Origin of the sequence: Phenylobacterium sp., assembly GCF_013822795.1 — a bacterium.
Classification (GTDB): domain Bacteria; phylum Pseudomonadota; class Alphaproteobacteria; order Caulobacterales; family Caulobacteraceae; genus Phenylobacterium.
The window spans coordinates 47,197-64,763 of the sequence record NZ_PNLB01000014.1 but is presented as its reverse complement, the minus strand read 5'-3'; the positions used below and the strand labels follow the sequence as shown (position 1 = coordinate 64,763).

Sequence of the window (17,567 nt, the reverse complement as noted above, 5' to 3'; positions counted from 1 at the left end):
CTCCCGTCCTGGCGGTCGCGGTCAAGGCGCCAGCCTGCACGGCTTCTGCACGGCAACGCCTCGCGCCGTGGACAGGCGCTCCCGCAGGGCTGGAAGCGAGCCGGCGATAGCTGGCGCTCCTGCAACCGGAGCTCCTCGCATGACCGCCCGCTGGCGATCCTCGTTTCGAACCAAGTCGGCGCTGGCGCTCGGCCTGGTCGCGGCCGCTGACCTCCTGCTGTTCGACCATGACGTCGGGGCCAATCTCGGCCTCTTCATGCTCGCGGCCCTGGCCGTGGCGCTGGCCGCTCATCCGGAGACGTGGCGCGAGCGCCGTGCGCAGGCGGCGTTTGGCGTCGCGGCAGGCTTCTGCCTGCTGCTGATCGATCGGCCGGGGGTGATCGCCTGGACGCTGGCGGCGTTGGCCCTGGGCGTGGCGGTGCTATCGCCGCGGACCGATGCGCGCAGCGACGTCGGCGACTGGGCGCTGCGGCTGCTGCGGGCCGGCTTGATGTCGGTTCCGGCCCCTGTGCTCGACATCCGCCGGGCCGCCGCGAGGGGCGGGCGGCCCGGGGCGGTGAGGCGCCTGTTGGTCGCTTCGGCGCTGCCGGTGCTCGGCGGAGCGATGTTCCTGGGTCTGTTCGTGCTGGCCAATCCGTTGATCGAACGGGGCCTGGCGGCCTGGCGGCTGCCGCCGTTCTCGCTGGCGCGGCTGCTGTTCTCGATGCTGATGGCGGTCATCGCCTGGGCGCTGCTGCGGCCGCGCGGCGCGCGTCGGCGGTTCATGCCGGTCTGGCGCAGCCGCGGACCGGGAACGGCGTCGGCCTCGGTGACCCTTTCACTGGTGGTGTTCAACGCGCTGTTCGCCCTGCAGAACGCCCTCGACCTGGCCTTCCTGTGGAGCGGCGCGCCGCTGCCGGAGGGGGTGAGCTTCGCGCAGTACGCGCACCGCGGCGCCTACCTGCTGATCGTCACCGCGTTGCTGGCCGGCGGCTTCGTGCTGGTCTTCCTGCGGCCAGGTGCGGCGCAGTCCCGCGCGGTGCGCTGGCTGGTGATCGCCTGGGTCGGTCAGAACTTGCTGCTGGTGGCCTCCAGCGCGCTGCGGACGATCGACTATGTCGAGGCCTATGGTCTGACCCAGCTGCGGATCTCGGCGCTGATCTGGATGGCGCTGGTCGGGCTGGGACTGGTGCTGATCTGCGTGCGGCTGGTGCGGGAGAAGAGCGCGAGCTGGCTGATCGGGGCCAATGCGGCGGCGCTGGCGGTGGTGCTGACTGGCGTGGCGATCGCCGACATCGGCGCCGTGGCGGCGAGCTGGAACGTGCGCCATGCGCGCGAGGCGACCGGCGATCCGCGTGGTCCGAGCCTGGACGTCGCGTATCTGCGCGAGCTGGGCCCGGCGGCGCTGGTCCCGCTGACCGAGCTCTCGCGCCGACCGCTGCCGCCCGGCGTGGCGGCCCAGGTTCAGGCGGCGCAGCGCCGGACGCAGGCCGAGCTGGCGGTGCGTCAGATGCACTGGCGTACCTGGACCTGGCGCGGGCAGCGGCGGCTGGATGCGGCGGCCGCATTGACGGGGCCCATCGAAGCCGGATCATGACGCTCATGGCCAAGATCCTGATCGCCGACGACGACCCGCACATCCGCCAGCTGCTGGCCTTCGCGCTGGAGAAGGCCGGCTACGAGGTGGTCGAGGCCGAGGACGGCGAGGCGGCGTTGGAGCGGGCGCAATCCGCCGCGCCCGACCTGCTGGTGCTGGACCTCAACATGCCGCGACTGAACGGGCTGGACGTCTGCCGCCAGCTGCGGGCCAAGGGCGAGCTGCCGATCCTGATCCTGTCGTCGCGCGACGAGGAGATCGACCGGGTACTGGGCATCGAACTCGGAGCCGACGACTACGTGGTCAAGCCGTTCAGCCCGCGCGAGGTGGTGGCGCGGGTGACCGCGATCCTGCGCCGGTCGCGCCCGGCGGCGGCCGTTGCGGCGGGCGGCGCGGACCAGGTCGCGCGCGGGCGGCTGAGCCTCGATCCCGACGCCTGGCTGGCGCATTGGGACGGACAGCCGCTGGCGCTGACGGTCACGGAATTCGGCATCCTGCGGACCCTGGCCGCGGCGCCGGCCAAGGTGTTCACGCGCGACGCCATCATCGACCGGCTGCGCGGGCCTGGCTTTGCGATCACCGACCGCACGGTCGACAGCCATGTGCGCAATCTGCGCGGCAAGTTCGCGGCGCTGGGCGCGCACGACGTGATCGAGACGCGATCGGGGGTCGGCTACCGGCTGGGCGCCTGCCTGGGCCAGGACGCGTGATCGGCGCCGCCAAGGCCTTCCTGAAGCGCCGCTGGCCGCGGCTGCGGCTGCGGGTGATCCTGTTCGCGGTGCTGTTCTTCGCGGCGGCGATGCCGGGGCTGAGCGCGATCTTCCTGCGGGTCTACGAGAACACCCTGGTGCGCCAGACCGAGGCCGAGCTGGTGGCCCAGGGCGCGGCGATCGCGGCGGCGGCGGCGGTCGCCTGGCCCGGCGCGCCGCCGCCGGTCGTCGTAGATACGCGGGAAGAGGGCCGATACGCGCCCGAACCCAGCACCATCGACCTGCAAGCCTCGCCGCTGCTGCCCGAGCGGCCGGCCCCGGCGCCGAGCGGCCCGCCCGACGCGGCGGCGGTGCAGACCGCGGCGCGGCTGGAGCCGATGATCGACCAGACGGTCCGCACGACCCTGGCCTCGGTGGTGCTGCTCGACGCGCGCGGGGTGATCGCACAGGGCGGCGGGTCCCTCGCCGACCTGGCCGAAGTGCGTTCGGCGCTGGCGGGCGATCCGCGCACGGTGCTGCGGCGGGTCGGCGACTATCGCCCGCGCTATTCGCTGGAATGGCTGAGCCGGGCGTCGGGCCTGCGGCTGCATCACGCGCGGCCGATCGAGGTCGGCGGCCGGGTGGTCGGGGTGGTGCTGCTGTCGCGCTCGCCGCGGGCGCTGTTCCGCGGCATCTACGAGGACCGCGGCAAGATCGCCATCGGCGTGGTCGGGATCGCCGCCCTGCTGGTGGTGCTCGCGGGCTTGGTCTCGCGCGGGGTGACCCGGCCGATCGAGGAGCTGAGCGCGGCCTCGCGGCAGGTGGCGGCCGGCGGCGTGCAGACCCTGGAGACCCCGACCACGGCGGCGGTCGAGATCCAGTCGCTGTACGAGGACTTCCGGGCGATGTCGGCGGCGATCGAGCGGCGCAGCGCCTATCTGCGCGACTTCGCCGCCTCGGTCAGCCATGAGTTCAAGACCCCGCTGGCCGGGATCAGCGGCGCCGTCGAGCTGCTGCAGGACCATGGCGAGGAGATGAGCCCGCAGGAGCGGTCGCGGTTTCTCGGCAACATCGCCGCCGATTCCGCGCGGTTGTCGCAGCTGGTCACCCGGCTGCTGGACCTGGCGCGGGCCGACATGGCGCGGCCGGAGGCCGGGCTGTCGACCGATGTGGCCGGGGCGGTTCAGCGGGCGGCGGACGCCATGCACGCCGGCGGCTTTCGGGTGGCGACGCAAATTCAGCCCGGCCTGCCGCCGGTCGCCGTGCCCGCCGCCACCCTTGAGGCGGTGGTCGGGGTGCTGTTGCAGAACAGCCGCCAGGCCGGGGCGAAGCAGGTAAGCCTCGCCCTGCGGACCCGGGCGGCAGGGGTGCTGATCGAGGCGGCCGACGACGGCCCAGGCGTCAGCGCCGCCGACGCCGCGCGACTGTTCGAGCCGTTCTTCACCACCCGCCGGGCGGAGGGCGGAACTGGGCTTGGCCTGTCGATCGCCCGCTCGCTGCTGGCGGCCAACGGCGGAACGATCGAGCTGGTCGCCAGCGAGGCGGGCGCGCGGTTCGTGATCACCTTGCCGGCGGCGGCCTAACGCGTCTGCACAAAATCTCCTTGGCTTGCGCAGGCCCGGCTGCATGTCGCCCCGCGATGCTCGGCGCGCATCACGGAGGAGGATCGAGATGGTCGAGCAAGGCTATGAGGTGGTGATCGAACAGGGCGGCGAGCGCTGGAGCTGGAGCCTGCGCGCCGACGGCGTGGTGGCCGCCAGCGGCCCGGCCGAGAGCGAACAGACGGCCGAGCGCTCGGGCGCCTTCGCGGCGGCGGCCTTGTCGGCCCTGGCCCGCATCCGCCGCCGCGACCTGGCGCAAGTCGCCGCCGCAAAATAGCCTAGCTTGGGCTGGACGAGGTTCGTCGAACCGGAGATTCCAGCCATGAAGCTGCTGACCGCCCTGAGTCTGAGCGCCGCCCTGATGGCCAGCGCCGTGTCGGCCCAGACCCCGATCACGCCGCGGGCCAAGGTCGAGGCGCTGGCTGCGGCGATCGACGCGCAATTCTACGACCCGGCCCGAGCTACGAAGATCGCGGCCGAGCTGCGCGCCGAGGCCAAGAAGGGGACGTACGACAAGCTGACCGACCCGCGCGACTTCGCCGCCGCCCTGACTGAGCGGCTGCGGCCGCAGGACGGTCACTTCGCGGTCAACTGGACGCCGCCGGCCCCCGCCAGCGCTTCCGCCGCGCCGGCGCGCAGCGGTCCGCCGCCGTTCCTGTCGCAGCGCGGCGGCTATGGCTTCGTGGCGGTCAGGGTGCTGCCGGGCAACATCGGCTACATCGACATGCGCGGCTTCGCCGACTTCGCAGCCGACGGTGACCAGGCGGCGCGGCAAGCGGCGGATGCGGCCCTGGCGCTGGTGGCTGGGACCGACGCGGTGATCTTCGACCTGCGCGACAACGGCGGCGGCTCGCCGGCCATGGTCGGCTACCTGATCGGCCACTTCGTCCCGGACGGGGCCAAGATCTACAACACCTTCAAGACCCGCGGCCAACCCGACAGCGACGAGGCGCCGATCGTCCCGATCAACGGCCAGCGGCGGCTCGATGTGCCGCTCTATGTGCTGACCAGCGGGCGCACGGCGTCGGCGGCCGAGAGCTTCGCCTACACGCTGCAGGCGGCGAAGCGGGCGACCGTGGTCGGCGAGCCTTCGGCCGGCGGGGCCAATCCGGGCGGCGGCGCGGCGCTGGGCGACGGGCTTTCGGTGTTCATCTCGTCGGGCACGCCGATCAATCCGATCACCGGCAAGAACTGGGAAGGGACGGGCGTGACGCCGGACGTGGCCGTCCCCGTGACCCAGGCCCTGGCCCGCGCCCAGCAGCTGGCGCTGACGCGGCTGGCCGGGGCGCCGCTGGGTGAGCCGAACCTGACGGAGAACCGCTGGATCCTGGAGGCGTTGTCGCCGCCGCCGCAGGTCGGGGCGCAGGCGCTGGCCCGCTACGAGGGCGGCTATGGCCCCTATCAGGCCAAGCTGGTGGACGGGCGGCTGCAATTGAAGGTCGGCCGGCGCCCGCCCAGCGTGCTGGCGCCGCTGAACGACAAGGGTCTGTTCTATGTCGAGGGAGCGCCTTCGCGGCGCATCCAGTTCGAGGAGAGCGCGCTCGTCTTTCTGTCGCCGGACGGCTCGCAGACGCGGCAACAACGCAACGGCGCCGTAACGGGAGCAAGCTAGGACCGCGTTCGGCGGTTGTCAGGGCGCGCTGCGGCTCTATAGGTTGGCGCCCTTTCAGACCAAGCGGGCCTTTAGGGGCCAAGAGGAAACGCCGCGCCTATGAGCGACGCCGAGAAACGCACCTTCACCGACGAGGAAGCGCTGAGCTTCCACAAGCACCCGACCCCCGGGAAGATCGCCATTGCGCCGACCAAGCCGATGGCCACCCAGCGGGACCTGTCGCTTGCCTATTCGCCGGGCGTGGCCGTACCGGTGCTCAAGATCGCGGAAGATCCCGAGAGCGCCTACGACTACACCTCCAAGGGCAACCTGGTGGCGGTGATCTCGAACGGCACCGCGATCCTCGGGCTCGGCAACCTCGGCGCCCTGGCGTCGAAGCCGGTGATGGAGGGCAAGAGCGTCCTCTTCAAGCGCTTCGCCGACGTCGACTCCATCGACATCGAAGTCAGCGCCACCGATCCCGACGAGATCATCACGGTGGTCAAGAACATCGGCGTGACCTTCGGCGGCATCAATCTCGAGGACATCAAGGCCCCCGAGTGCTTCCGCATCGAGACCGAGCTGCAGGAACTGCTCGACATCCCGGTGTTCCACGACGACCAGCACGGCACCGCGATCATCTCGGCCGCCGGCCTGATCAACGCCTGCGCCATCACCGGCCGCGACATCTCCAAGATCAAGGTGGTGCTGAACGGCGCCGGGGCGGCGGGTATCGCCACTCTCGACCTGATCAAGGCCATGGGCGTGTCGCCGGAAAATGCGATCGCCTGCGACTCCAAGGGCGTGATCTATCGCGGCCGCCCCAATGACATGAACCAGTGGAAGAGCGCCCACGCGGTCGAGACCGACGCGCGCACGCTGTCCGAGGCGCTGGTCGGCGCGGACGTGTTCATCGGCCTGTCGGTCAAGGGCGCGCTGACCCAGGACATGATCAAGGCGATGGCCCCCAAGCCGATCATCTTCGCCATGGCCAACCCCGATCCGGAGATCACTCCGGAAGAGGTCTACGCCGTTCGCTCCGACGCCATCGTCGCGACCGGCCGCTCGGACTATCCCAACCAGGTCAACAACGTCCTGGGCTTCCCCTACATCTTCCGCGGCGCCATGGACGTGCGCGCCCGCCGCGTGAACATGGAGATGAAGATCGCCTGCGCCCGCGCCCTGGCCGAACTGGCCCGCGAGGACGTGCCGGACGAGGTCGCCGCCGCCTATCACGGCACCCAGCTGAAGTTCGGGCCGCAGTACATCATTCCGACCCCGTTCGACCCGCGGCTGCTGGCCTACATCCCGCCGTTCGTCGCCCAGGCGGCGATGGACACCGGCGTGGCGCGCAAGCCGATCGAGGACATGGACGCCTATCGGGACTCGCTGGCCCAGCGCCTCGACCCGACCGCCGCCTTCCTGCAGAAGCTGCAGGGCGCGGTGCTGAAGGCCCCGAACAAGCGCATCGTGTTCGCCGAGGGCGAGGAGCCGACGGTGATTCGCGCGGCGCACGCCTTCGAGGCGGCGGGCCTGGGCCACGCGATCCTGGTCGGCCGCGACGAGCTGGTGAAGGAGAACATGATCGAGGTCGGGCTGGACCCGGCCGAGACCAAGCTCGAGATCATCAACGCCCGCGTCTCGCGCCATAACCCCGAGTTTGTGGACTTCCTCTACGAGCGGCTGTCGCGCCAGGGCTACCTGAAGCGCGACGTGCAGCGCCTGATCAACCAGGACCGCAACTCGTTCGCCGCCTCGATGGTGGCGCTGGGCTATGCCGACGGCATGGTCACGGGCGTGACCCGCTCCTACGACCAGGTGCTGGAAGAAGTGCTGCGGGTGATCGATCCCGCGCCCGACGGCCGGGTGATGGGCATGAGCGTGGTGCTGGCCAAGGGTCACACCCTGTTCATCGCCGACACTAACGTCACCGAGATGCCCGAGGCCGAGGAACTGGTCGAGATCGCCTGCGAGGCGGCCCGCACGGTCAAGTCGCTGGGCTATGTGCCGCGCGTGGCGTTCATGTCCTACTCGACCTTCGGTAACCCGATGGGCGTGCGCTCAGAGAAGGTGCGCGACGCGGTGTCGATCCTCGACATGATGGACGTCGACTTCGAGTACGAAGGCGAAATGCCGCCCGAGCTGGCGCTCGACCCCAGCAAGCGGGTCAACTATCCGTTCATGCGCCTGACCGGCCCGGCCAATGTCCTGATCATGCCGGCCATCCACTCGGCGGCGATCTCGACCCAGCTGGTGCAGTCGCTCGGCGGCGCCACGGTGATCGGTCCGCTGCTGCTGGGCCTGTCGAAGTCGGTGCAGATCGCGCCGCTCTCGGCCTCGGTCTCCCGCGTTCTGCAGATGGCGACCCTGGCCGCCTACGAGCAGGACGCCATCGAGGCGCAAGCGTGAGCCTCGCGCTCAACACGTTGAACTAACGAGTCGTCCGCTCCTGGGGGGGCGGGCGGCGCGTCCGTCCCATCCCCCGGAATTTGCAGAGGCCTCGCCGCAGATCTCAGACCGGAGATGCTCCCCCGTTGGGGGAGCTGTCAGACGTCAGGCTGACTGAGGGGGGTGCTCTTGGAGAGCAGTCCCCCTCCGTCTCGATGCTTCGCATCGATCCACCTCCCCCAAGAGGGGAGGATCTGAGTTTTTCACCGTGGCGATGCCTTCGTTCAAAGGAGCGCGACCCATGACCGGTCTCAGCATCGGCATCGATTTCGGCACGACCAATACGGTCGTCGCGCTCGCAGGAGCCGACGGGCCGGCGCACCTGGTGAAGTTCCCGGCCCCCGAGAAGGAAGTGTTCGCCTTCCGCTCGGCGCTGTCGTTCTACGCCCCGCCGGAGCGGCCCAACGAGCGCGAGGTCGAGGCCGGACCGTGGGCTATCGAGGCCTATGTGGAGGACCCGCTGGAGACGCGGTTCATCCAGTCGTTCAAGAGCTTCGCAGCCTCGGAGAGCTTCACCGAGACGCAGATCATCGGCCGCCGCTATGTGTTCGAGGACCTGCTCTCGGCCTTCCTGCTGAGGCTGCGCGAGCATGCCGGCGAGGATCTGGCGCAGCTGCCAAAGCGGGTGATCGTCGGGCGGCCGGTCACCTTCGCCGGCGGGTCGCCGAACGAGGAGCTGGCGCTGACCCGCTACGAAACCGCCTTCCGGCGGCTGGGGTTCGAAGAGATCCTCTATTCCTACGAGCCGGTCGGGGCGGCGTTCTTCTTCGCCCGCGAACTGCAGGAGGACGCCACCGTGCTGGTCGGCGACTTCGGCGGGGGCACCAGCGACTTCTCGATCATCCGCTTCACCCGCGAGAACGGCGAGATCCGCTCGACGCCGCTGGGCCGCGCCGGGGTCGGCGTGGCGGGCGACGCCTTCGACTACCGGATCATCGACAACCTGGTCTCGCCTGAGCTGGGCAAGGGCTCGAGCTACAAGTCGTTCGGCAAGATCCTGCCGGTGCCGAACCGCTACTATTCGACCTTCGCGCGCTGGGACCAGCTGGCCCTGATGCGGGCCAGCCGCGACATGCGCGAGATCCGCAAGCTGGTCCGCGAGGCCGTCGAGCCCGAGAAGATCGAGCGCCTGGTCGAGGTGCTGGACGAGAACTACGGCTACCGGCTCTATCGTTCGGTGTCGGCGCTGAAGGAGGCGCTGTCGTCGCAGGAGACGGCGCAGTTCCAGTTCGCGGCCGGCAGCATCGACATCAGCCGCCAGGTCGAGCGCGGCGAATTCGAGGATTGGATCGCCCCGGAACTGCACCTGATCGAGGACGCGGTCGACCGGGCGATGAGCGATGCTGGGCTCAACGCGGGCGGCGTCGACCGGGTGTTCCTGACCGGCGGCTCGTCGCTGGTGCCGGCGGTGCGCGACATCTTCTACCGACGGTTCGACGCTTCGAAGATCGAGAGCGGTTCGGAACTGGAGTCGATCGCCTCGGGATTGGCGCTGATGGGCCGTGAGCGCGACCTGACCAAGTGGGCGCGCGGGGCGTAGTGCGCCGTAGTTCTCTCTCCCCGCCGGGGAGAGGGGAGGGTGAGGGGCGGCGGCGCGAAGCGACGCTCTTCGGACTGACCGATGCGCCGCCGATGGGCCGGATCCCCCTCACCTAACCTCTCCCCCAAGGGGGAGAGGGACGAGACTATGCGGCTGATTTGGCCGCTCACTTCTTCAAACTCACCGCATCGAGGTCGATGTCCTTGGCCGGGACCAGTTCCAGGTTCGGGCGGCGTTGCTTGAGGCCGTCCGAGAACGCCTTGGCGTCGCCGGCGACGATGACGCTGACGCTGCCTGGGGCGAGGTTCTTGGCCGCGAAGTCCTGGACCTGGCCGGCGGTGATCGCCTCGACCTTGCCGGTGTAGTCGGCGACTTCGCTCAGCGGCAGGTCGTAGAGCGCGAGGTTGCCGAGGATGCCGGCCAGGCCGTCGGTCGTGGCCAGCTCGCGGCCGAAGCCGCCGATCAGCACCGACTTGCGGGCCTTGAGCTCGTCGGCGCTGGTCGGAGCGTCGGCCAGGCGCTTGAGCTCGCCCAGCATCAGGTCGAGGACTTGCGGGGCGGACTCGTTCTTGGTCTGGGCCGAGGCGCGGAACAGGCCGGTGGTGCGCATGGCCGAGAGCCGCGAATTGGCGCCGTAGGAGAGCCCGCGCTTGATGCGGATCTCCTGGTTGAGGCGGGCCGAATAGCCGCCGCCGAGCACCGAATTGGCGACCACGCCGGGGTAGTAGGCCGGGTCGCCGCGCGAGATCGCCGCCTTGGCGACGGTGACCGCCGCCTGGCCGGTGCCGGGCAGGTCGATGGCGACGGCGCGCGGCGCGGCCTTGGGGGCCACGTCGGCGCGGACCGGGGCCGGGCCGGCCGGGGCCTTCCAGTCGCCGAACGCGCTTTCCGCCAGCTTGAAGCCTTGCTCGGGGGTGATGTCGCCGGTCAGCACCAGGATGGCGTTGTCGGGCCGGAAGTACTGGCCGTGCAGCCGGGCGAGGTCGTCGGTCTTGAGCCGGGTCAGCGAGGCCGGGGTGCCCGAGGCGACGTGGCCGAAGCTGGTGCCGGAGAAGATCACCGGCGAGGCGGCGAAGCCGGCCAGCTGACCGGGCGACTGGTATGCCACCGAGAGGCCGTCGAGCGCCTGGGTGCGCTGGCGCTCAAGCTCTTCGCCCGCGAAGGCCGGGTTCTTCACCACGTCGGCCATGATCGCCATGGCGGCGGGCAGCTTTTCGGGCATGACGTTGAGGGTGACGGACGAGGACTCCTGGCCGCCGCCGGAGGAGAGCACGGCGCCGAGCGCTTCGGTCTGGCTGGCGATCTCCTGAGCGCCCCTCGTCTTGGTGCCCTCGGTCAGCATGCCGGCGGTCATGCCCATGGCCCCGGCCAGGCCTTGCGGATCGGCCCAGGCGCCGGCGCGCACGGTCAGGTCGGCGGAGACCAGCGGCAGGTCGGAGGACTTGGCGACGATGACCCGCAGGCCGTTGGCCAGGGTCTTCTCGGCCGGCTTGGGCAGCACCGGCTCGACTGCAGCGGCGAGCGGCGGCGGAGCCTGGCGCTGGCCTTCGGGCGCCAGGGTGACGATCGGGCCGGTGTACTTGGCCGAGGCGACGACCGGCGGCTTGGGCGTGGCGTCCGTCTCGCCGGCCGGGCGGGCGCTTTCGGGCTGGTAGAGGATGGTCATGCGGCCGGCGTCGGTCAGGTACTTTTGCGCGACGCGTTGCACGTCGGCGGCGGTGACAGCCTGGAGCTCGGCCAGCTCGCGGTTGGCCAGGGCGGCGTCGCCGGCGGTGCGCAGGGCGTAGCCGAGGGCGAAGGCGCGGCCGTCGATGGTCTCGCGCTCGCGCAGCTTGCCGGCGATCAGCTCGTTCTTGGCCTCGGTCAGTTCGGCGTCGGTGGGCGGGGCGTCGCGCAGCTTGGCGACCTGCGCGAGCAGCGCCTTCTGGCCCTCGTCGATCGACTTCCCGCCGGCCAGGATGGCGCCCAGCATCACCAGGCCCGGCTGCTGGGGCAGGGAGGCGTCGGAGAACACCTCGGTGGCGACTTGCTGCTCGTAGACCAGGCTGTTGTAGAGCCGCGAGGACTTGCCGCTGGAGAGGATGGCGTCGAGCACGCTGAGCGCCGGGGCGTCGGGGCTGGCGGCGTCGGGCGCATGCCAGGTCATCAGGATCGCCGGCAGCGGCACGTTGGGGCCGTAGCCCTTGAAGACGCCGGGGGCGGTGCGCGGCGGCTCGACGGCGGTGACGCGCTTGATCGGGGCGGCCGGGGTCTTCAAGGCCCCGAAGTACTTGTCGACCCAGGCGTCGAGCTCGGCCTGGTCGAAGTTGCCGACCACGACCAGGGCGGCGTTGTCAGGGCGGTAGTAGGCGGCGTGGAAGGCGCGCACGTCGTCGATGGTGGCGGCGTCGAGCTCCTCGATCGAGCCGATGCCCGGGCGCTTGTAGGGGTGCGTCTGGTAGCTGGCCTGGGGCAGGTAGAGATAGAACAGGCGGCCGTAGGGCTGGCTCAGCACCGACTGGCGCAGCTCCTCCTTCACGACGTCGCGCTCAGACTTGAAGGTCGCCTCGTCGACGACCAGCGAGCCGAGGCGCTGGGCTTCGACCCACAAGAGCCGCTGCAGGTGATTGGCCGGCACGACCTCGTAGTAGTTGGTGAAGTCGTCGTAGGTGGAGGCGTTGTTGAAGCCGCCGACGTCCTCGGTCATGCGGTCGATGGTTTCCGACGGCATGTCGCGCGTGGCCTTGAACATCATGTGCTCGAACAGGTGCGCGAAGCCGGAACGGCCTTCGGGATCGTCCTTCGAGCCGACGCCGTACCAGACCTGGACGGTCACGTTGGGCGTGGTGCGGTCGATCGAGGAGAACACCTTCATGCCGTTGGCAAGCGTGCGTTCCTTGTAGGCGATGGGTGGGACGGTGTCGGCCGCATGGGCGGGAAGGGCGAGGCCCAGGCAGAGCGTGAACGCGAGCGCGGCGGCGTGACGAAGCATACGGACTTCCCGGTTGGCGAGCGCCGAACCTAGCACTCGCCCCGGACATGGGAAGCGGCGGGAAGCTTACAGGTTTGTCATGTGTATAGGTTGCGCCCCCTCTGGGGGAGCTGTCAGCCGAATGGCTGACTGAGGGGGACTGCGGAGTCAGCAGGCCCCCTCCGTCTCGGCGCTTTGCGCCGATCCACCTCCCCCAGCGGGGGAGGAACTGGAGCAGCGCTACGCCGCCAGCTTGACCAGCATCTTGCCGGAGTTCTTGCCTTCCATCAGGCCGATCAGCGCGCTGGGGGCGTTGGCGATGCCGTCGAGGATGGTCTCCTGGTACTTGACCTTGCCCTCCTTGAGCCAGCCGGCCATGTCGCGCTGGAAGTCGCCGTAGACGTGCATGAAGTCGGTGCCGACGAAGCCGCGCAGCATCACCCGCGCATAGATGATGTTCGACAGGTTCGAGACGCTGGAGTGGCCCGAATTGTAGCCGGAGATGAAGCCGCAGACCGGGATCCGGCCGAGCGTGTTGATCCGGCGCAGGGCCGCTTCCAGGTGGTCGCCGCCGACGTTGTCGAAATAGACGTCGATGCCCTTGGGCGTGGCGTCTTCGAGCGCCTTGCGGATCGGAGTTTCCTTGTAGTTGATCACCGCGTCGAGGCCGACCTCGTCCTTCAGCCAGGCGGCCTTGTCGGCGGCGCCGGTCGAGCCGACCACGTAGCAGCCCTTGATCTTGGCGATCTGGGCGGCGACCGAGCCGACCGCGCCAGCGGCGGTGGAGACGAACACCTGCTCGCCGTCCTTCAGGGCGCCGATGTGCAGCAGGCCGCCATAGGCGGTGAAGCCGGTCATGCCCATGGCGTGCATGTAGGTGGTCACCGACAGGTCGGGATCGGCGGCGAGCTTGGTCAGGCCCTTGCCGTCGGAGGTGAAGAACTCACGGAAGCCGTTGCGGTTGGAGACCAGCTCGCCGACCGCGAAGTCCGGGTTCTTGGACTGCACGACGCGGCCCAGCGCCCCGCCCATCATGGCGACGTTCAGGTCCTGGCCGGCGGTCAGGCGCGGACGCATGGCCGGGTCGACCGACATGTAGAGGTTCTCGACCAGCACCTCGCCGTCGGCGGCGTCGGGAACTTGCGTCTCGATCAGGGCGAAGTCGCCCTGGGCGGGCATGCCGTTCGGACGGGCGACGAGGTGGATTTCACGGCTCTTGGGCATATGGCCTCCCTTTGTCTTTGAAATGCGCCGGCCCTGAATGCGGATGGGCCGAAGGGAAGTTGTCGCCTGCCGAACGCCGTAAGGCCAGGGCTTTCAAACGAATGTTCGAGATCAGTCGGCGGGCAGCGCGTCGCCCCAGTCGAGCCGCCGGGCGACGGAATAGGCGGCCTTGTCGCGCTTGGCGGCGAAGCGCGGCTCGGCGGTTCCCTGCGGCGTGCAGAGCTTGAGTTCGATGCCGGGCTTGCCGGCGCGCGGCGGGGCCAGCACGCGGGCGCTCGGCGCTTCGGCCGCGACGCCGGGGCGGGCGGCCAGCAGGTAGATGAATTTCTCGTCCTCGAACGGAGTCTCGGCGCCCTTGGCCAGCCGGTGGTCGCGCGAGCGAGCCAGGCGGTGGCTGAAGTGGCACCAGTCGGGGGCGGTCAGCGGGCAGGGCGCCTGGTGCGGGCAGGGGGCCAGGATCGCCGCGCCGGCCTCGATCAGGGTGGCGCGGGCCGTAAGGATGCGCTGCCAGCCGGCGGGGGTGCCGGGTTCGACGAGGGCCAGCACGCCGAGGGTCGAGGTCCACAGAGCGGCGATGGTCGCGGCCTGTTTGGCTTCGGGGATTTCGGCCAAGGCGTAGCTGGCGACGACGAGGTCGGCGCTCGGCCAGTCGCCGGGGGCGGTGAGGTCGGCGCGGATGCGCTCGGCGTCCCGCAGCGGCGCGGGAGCGTCGGCGGCGAGGTTCGCGGCGATGTCGAGAAAGGCGCGGTTGGAGTCGAGCAGGGCGGCCGTAGCGATCTGCGGCCAGGTTTCCAGCGCCGCCCAGCCGGCCCCGCCGGGTCCCGCGCCCGCGTCCAGCAGGGTGTTCGGGGAGAAGTCAGGCGCGCGCAGGCTCAGCTCCTCGAACACCCGGCCGCAAGCCGCATAGGTGGCCGGTAGCCGGGTCAGCACATAGGCGGTGGCGTCGGCCTGGCTGGCGACCACGGCCGCCGAGCCGCCGCCGGCGCGGTAGCGGGCGGAGATCGCGCCGGCGCGTTGGGCCATGTCCTTGCGCGAGACGCCTTCCATCAGGCGGTCGGCGGCGAGGCGGAGCTGGGGCGGCAGGTCGAAGGACATGGGGGTGGATTTAGTCTCCAGATGTCATCCCGGAAACCCTCAGTTGCTCCCCCGCTGGGGGAGCTGTCAGCCGCATGGCTGACTGAGGGGGTTTGCTGAGTCAGCAGTCCCCCTCCGTCTCGATGCTGCGCATCGATCCACCTCCCCCAGGGTGGCGGAATTGGTCACTTGCGCGCCATCACCTCGCGGCGCAGCGCGGCGAGGGCGTCGGGGATGTCGCGGCGCAGGGCCATGCGGGCGATGGGGGCGGGGATGGCGAAGGGGGTCGAGGCGCGGCTCTCGTAGAGCACGCGGGTGCGGGCGCCGCCGTCGAGCGGGATCAGCCGCCATTCCCCGTTGAGCACCTGCAGTTGACCGCCCTCGCGGTAGAAACGGATGCGGCGCGGCGGGTCGTAGTCGGAGCGGAAGACGCTGCGCACCGGCGGCAGGATTCCGGCGCGGCTGACATGCTCGCGCACGTCCCAGCGGCCGGCGGGGTCGCGCTCGAGGATGCGGCAGCTTTTGAGCCGTCGGACCATGCGTGGGGCGAGGTCGCAGTCGACGACGACCGTCCAGACCGCTTCCGGCGGGGCGTCGATGTCGACGCTGCCGCGGATCAGCCCGGAGGCGCCGCCGGGATCGGCGACGACCTCCACGCGGATGCCGTCGTGGCCCGGACTGCTGTCAGCCCGTGCCGCCCCCGGTCCGCAAAGGACCAGGGCGGCGACAAGGGCGGCGGCCGCCCGCATGGCGTTCCCTCACAGCGCAGCTTCTCCCCGTGAGGGGGTAACGCCTCAGGAGCCGTGACGGTTCTTGACCAGATCGTCGACGACGGCCGGATCGGCCAGGGTGGTGGTGTCGCCGAGGTTGCCGAGGTCGTTTTCGGCGATCTTGCGCAGGATACGGCGCATGATCTTGCCCGAGCGGGTCTTGGGCAGGCCCGGCGCGAACTGCACGACGTCCGGCGCGGCGAACGGACCGATCTCGCGGCGGACCCAGCCCTTGAGCTCGGCCTGCAGGATGTCGGAGGGCACGGTGTCGGCCTTCAGGGTCACGAAGCAGTAGACCCCTTGGCCCTTGACGTCGTGCGGGTAGCCGACGACCGCGGCCTCGGCCACGTGCTCGTTGCCGACCAGGGCGCTCTCGATCTCGGCGGTGCCCAGGCGGTGGCCCGAGACATTGATCACGTCGTCGACCCGGCCGGTGATCCAGTAGTAGCCGTCCTCGTCGCGGCGGCAGCCGTCGCCGGTGAAGTACTTGCCCGGATAGGTCGAGAAGTAGGTGTCGATGAAGCGCTGGTGGTCGCCATAGACCGTGCGCATCTGTCCCGGCCAGCTGTCAGTGATGCAGAGGTTGCCGGAGGTCGCGCCCTCGAGCACCGCGCCTTCGGCGTCGACCAGCTGGAACTTCACGCCCGGCAGCGGCTTGGCGCAGGAGCCGGGCTTGGCCGCGTGGGCGCCGGGCAGCGGCGAGGCCAGGCAGGCGCCGGTCTCGGTCTGCCAGTAGGTGTCGACGATCGGGCAGCGGCCCTCGCCGACCACCCGGTGATACCAGAGCCAGGCTTCCGGATTGATCGGCTCACCGACCGTGCCCAGCAGGCGCAGCGACTTGCGCGAGGTCTTGGTCACCGGCTCGTCGCCGTCGCGCATCAGGGCGCGGATGGCGGTGGGGGCGGTGTAGAAGATCTCGACCTGGTGCTTGTCGATCACCTCCCAGAAGCGGGAGTTGGTTGGGTAGTTCGGAACGCCTTCGAACATCAGGCTGGTCGCGGCGTTGGCCAGCGGACCGTAGACGACGTAGCTGTGGCCGGTGACCCAGCCCACGTCGGCCGTGCACCAGAACACTTCGCCGGGGCGATAGTCGAACACCAGCTCGTGGGTGTGGGCCGCCCAGGTCAGATAGCCGCCGGTGGTGTGCAGCACGCCCTTGGGCTTACCCGTCGAGCCGGAGGTGTAGAGGATGAACAGCGGGTCTTCCGCGTTCATCGGTTCGGGCTCGCAGGTGTCGGCGACGTCCTTCTTGAGGTCGCCGAAATAGGCGTCGCGGCCGTCGGTCATCGGCACGTCGCCGCCGGTGCGGCGCACGACGATGACGTCCTTGACCTGCGGGCAGGAGAGCAGGGCCTCGTCGACGTTGCGCTTGAGCGGCACGGTCTTGCCGCCGCGCAGGCCTTCGTCGGCGGTGATGACGATGCGGCTGTCGCAGTCCTGGATCCGGCCGGCGATAGAGTCCGGCGAGAAGCCGCCGAAGATCACCGAGTGCACCGCGCCGATGCGGGCGCAGGCCAGCATGGCGACGGCGGCCTGCGGGATCATCGGCAGGTAGATGGTGACGCGGTCGCCCTTCTTGACGCCCTTGGCCTTGAGCACGTTGGCCATCCGGCAGACCTCGGCGAGCAGCTCGCGGTAGGTCAGGACGGTCCATTCGCCGTCGTCGGCTTCCCAGATGATCGCCTTCTGGTCGCCGCGTTCAGGAATGTGGCGGTCGAGGCAGTTGACCGAGACGTTCAACTCGCCGTCGGCGTACCAGCGGATGCGGAAGTCGTCCTTGGCGAAGGAGACGTCCTTCACCTGGGTGAACGGCTTGCTCCAGTCCAGGCGCCCGGCGACCTTGGTCCAGTAGCCGATCGGATCGGCCTCGACCTGCGCCACCGCGGCCTCGTAGCCGGCTGCGTCCATGTGCGTCCGCTCGGCCCAGGCCTTCGGAACCGGAAAGACTTCGCCTTCACTCACGCCGCGCACTCCCTGTTTCACGCTTTGCCGGGGAGTTATGCGGGTTGGGGCGGCGGGCGCAACCGCCCAGGGGGTGAAAGTCGCTTTCGGGTGCTCCTGGGACGTCCCTCTCCCCGCTTGAGGGGCGAGGTTAGGTGAGGGG

General features: G+C 70.2%; 12 protein-coding genes. 7 read left to right on the top strand and 5 right to left on the bottom strand.

Features of this window, described 5'->3' with window-relative positions; translation table 11 throughout:
* Positions 1 to 139 precede the first annotated feature (139 nt).
* The 7 genes from C0481_RS13625 (at position 140) to C0481_RS13595 (ending at position 9,445) form a co-directional block, all read left to right on the top strand.
* The gene (locus C0481_RS13625) at positions 140 to 1,576 is read left to right on the top strand and encodes a DUF4173 domain-containing protein (protein ID WP_293404643.1); all 1,437 of its coding nucleotides are present in this window, start codon (positions 140 to 142) and stop codon (positions 1,574 to 1,576) included.
* Positions 1,573 to 2,286 carry a response regulator transcription factor gene (locus C0481_RS13620; protein WP_293404642.1) on the top strand — a complete coding sequence of 238 codons (714 nt, stop codon included), beginning with the start codon at positions 1,573 to 1,575 and terminating at the stop codon, positions 2,284 to 2,286. The genes C0481_RS13625 and C0481_RS13620 overlap by 4 nt, the downstream gene beginning before the upstream one ends.
* Positions 2,283 to 3,848 (top strand): HAMP domain-containing sensor histidine kinase, encoded by a 1,566-nt coding sequence (locus C0481_RS13615; RefSeq protein WP_293404641.1) that lies wholly within the window; start codon positions 2,283 to 2,285, stop codon positions 3,846 to 3,848. Before C0481_RS13620 ends, C0481_RS13615 begins: the two co-directional genes overlap by 4 nt.
* Positions 3,849 to 3,936: 88 nt before the next feature.
* A complete protein-coding gene (locus C0481_RS13610; protein WP_293404640.1) occupies positions 3,937 to 4,143 on the top strand; it encodes a hypothetical protein in 207 nt (68 codons plus the stop codon).
* A 45-nt stretch (positions 4,144 to 4,188) separates the two neighbouring features.
* Positions 4,189 to 5,478 (top strand): S41 family peptidase, encoded by a 1,290-nt coding sequence (locus C0481_RS13605; protein WP_293404639.1) that lies wholly within the window; start codon positions 4,189 to 4,191, stop codon positions 5,476 to 5,478.
* 99 nt (positions 5,479 to 5,577) lie between these two features.
* On the top strand, positions 5,578 to 7,866 hold the full coding sequence (locus tag C0481_RS13600) for an NADP-dependent malic enzyme (RefSeq protein ID WP_293404638.1): 2,289 nt from the start codon (positions 5,578 to 5,580) through the stop codon (positions 7,864 to 7,866).
* Positions 7,867 to 8,146: 280 nt separating this feature from the next.
* Entirely contained in the window at positions 8,147 to 9,445 is a 1,299-nt protein-coding gene (locus tag C0481_RS13595) for an Hsp70 family protein (protein WP_293404637.1), read from the top strand.
* A 166-nt stretch (positions 9,446 to 9,611) separates the two neighbouring features.
* Here the strand turns inward: C0481_RS13595 and C0481_RS13590 are convergent, their stop codons facing one another.
* The 5 genes from C0481_RS13590 to acs form a co-directional block, all read right to left on the bottom strand.
* Positions 9,612 to 12,416: a pitrilysin family protein gene (locus C0481_RS13590; RefSeq protein ID WP_293404636.1), complete on the bottom strand. Its 2,805-nt coding sequence runs from the start codon at positions 12,414 to 12,416 to the stop codon at positions 9,612 to 9,614.
* Between the two features lie 219 nt (positions 12,417 to 12,635).
* A complete protein-coding gene (locus C0481_RS13585; RefSeq protein ID WP_293404635.1) occupies positions 12,636 to 13,619 on the bottom strand; it encodes an NADP-dependent oxidoreductase in 984 nt (327 codons plus the stop codon).
* Between the two features lie 111 nt (positions 13,620 to 13,730).
* Entirely contained in the window at positions 13,731 to 14,714 is a 984-nt protein-coding gene (locus tag C0481_RS13580; protein WP_293404633.1) for a small ribosomal subunit Rsm22 family protein, read from the bottom strand.
* Between the two features lie 164 nt (positions 14,715 to 14,878).
* Positions 14,879 to 15,442, bottom strand: coding sequence for an SRPBCC family protein (locus tag C0481_RS13575; protein WP_293404630.1), 564 nt, complete (start codon positions 15,440 to 15,442; stop codon positions 14,879 to 14,881).
* Positions 15,443 to 15,487: 45 nt separating this feature from the next.
* Positions 15,488 to 17,425, bottom strand: coding sequence for an acetate--CoA ligase (gene acs, locus C0481_RS13570; RefSeq protein ID WP_293404628.1), 1,938 nt, complete (start codon positions 17,423 to 17,425; stop codon positions 15,488 to 15,490).
* Positions 17,426 to 17,567 lie beyond the last annotated feature (142 nt).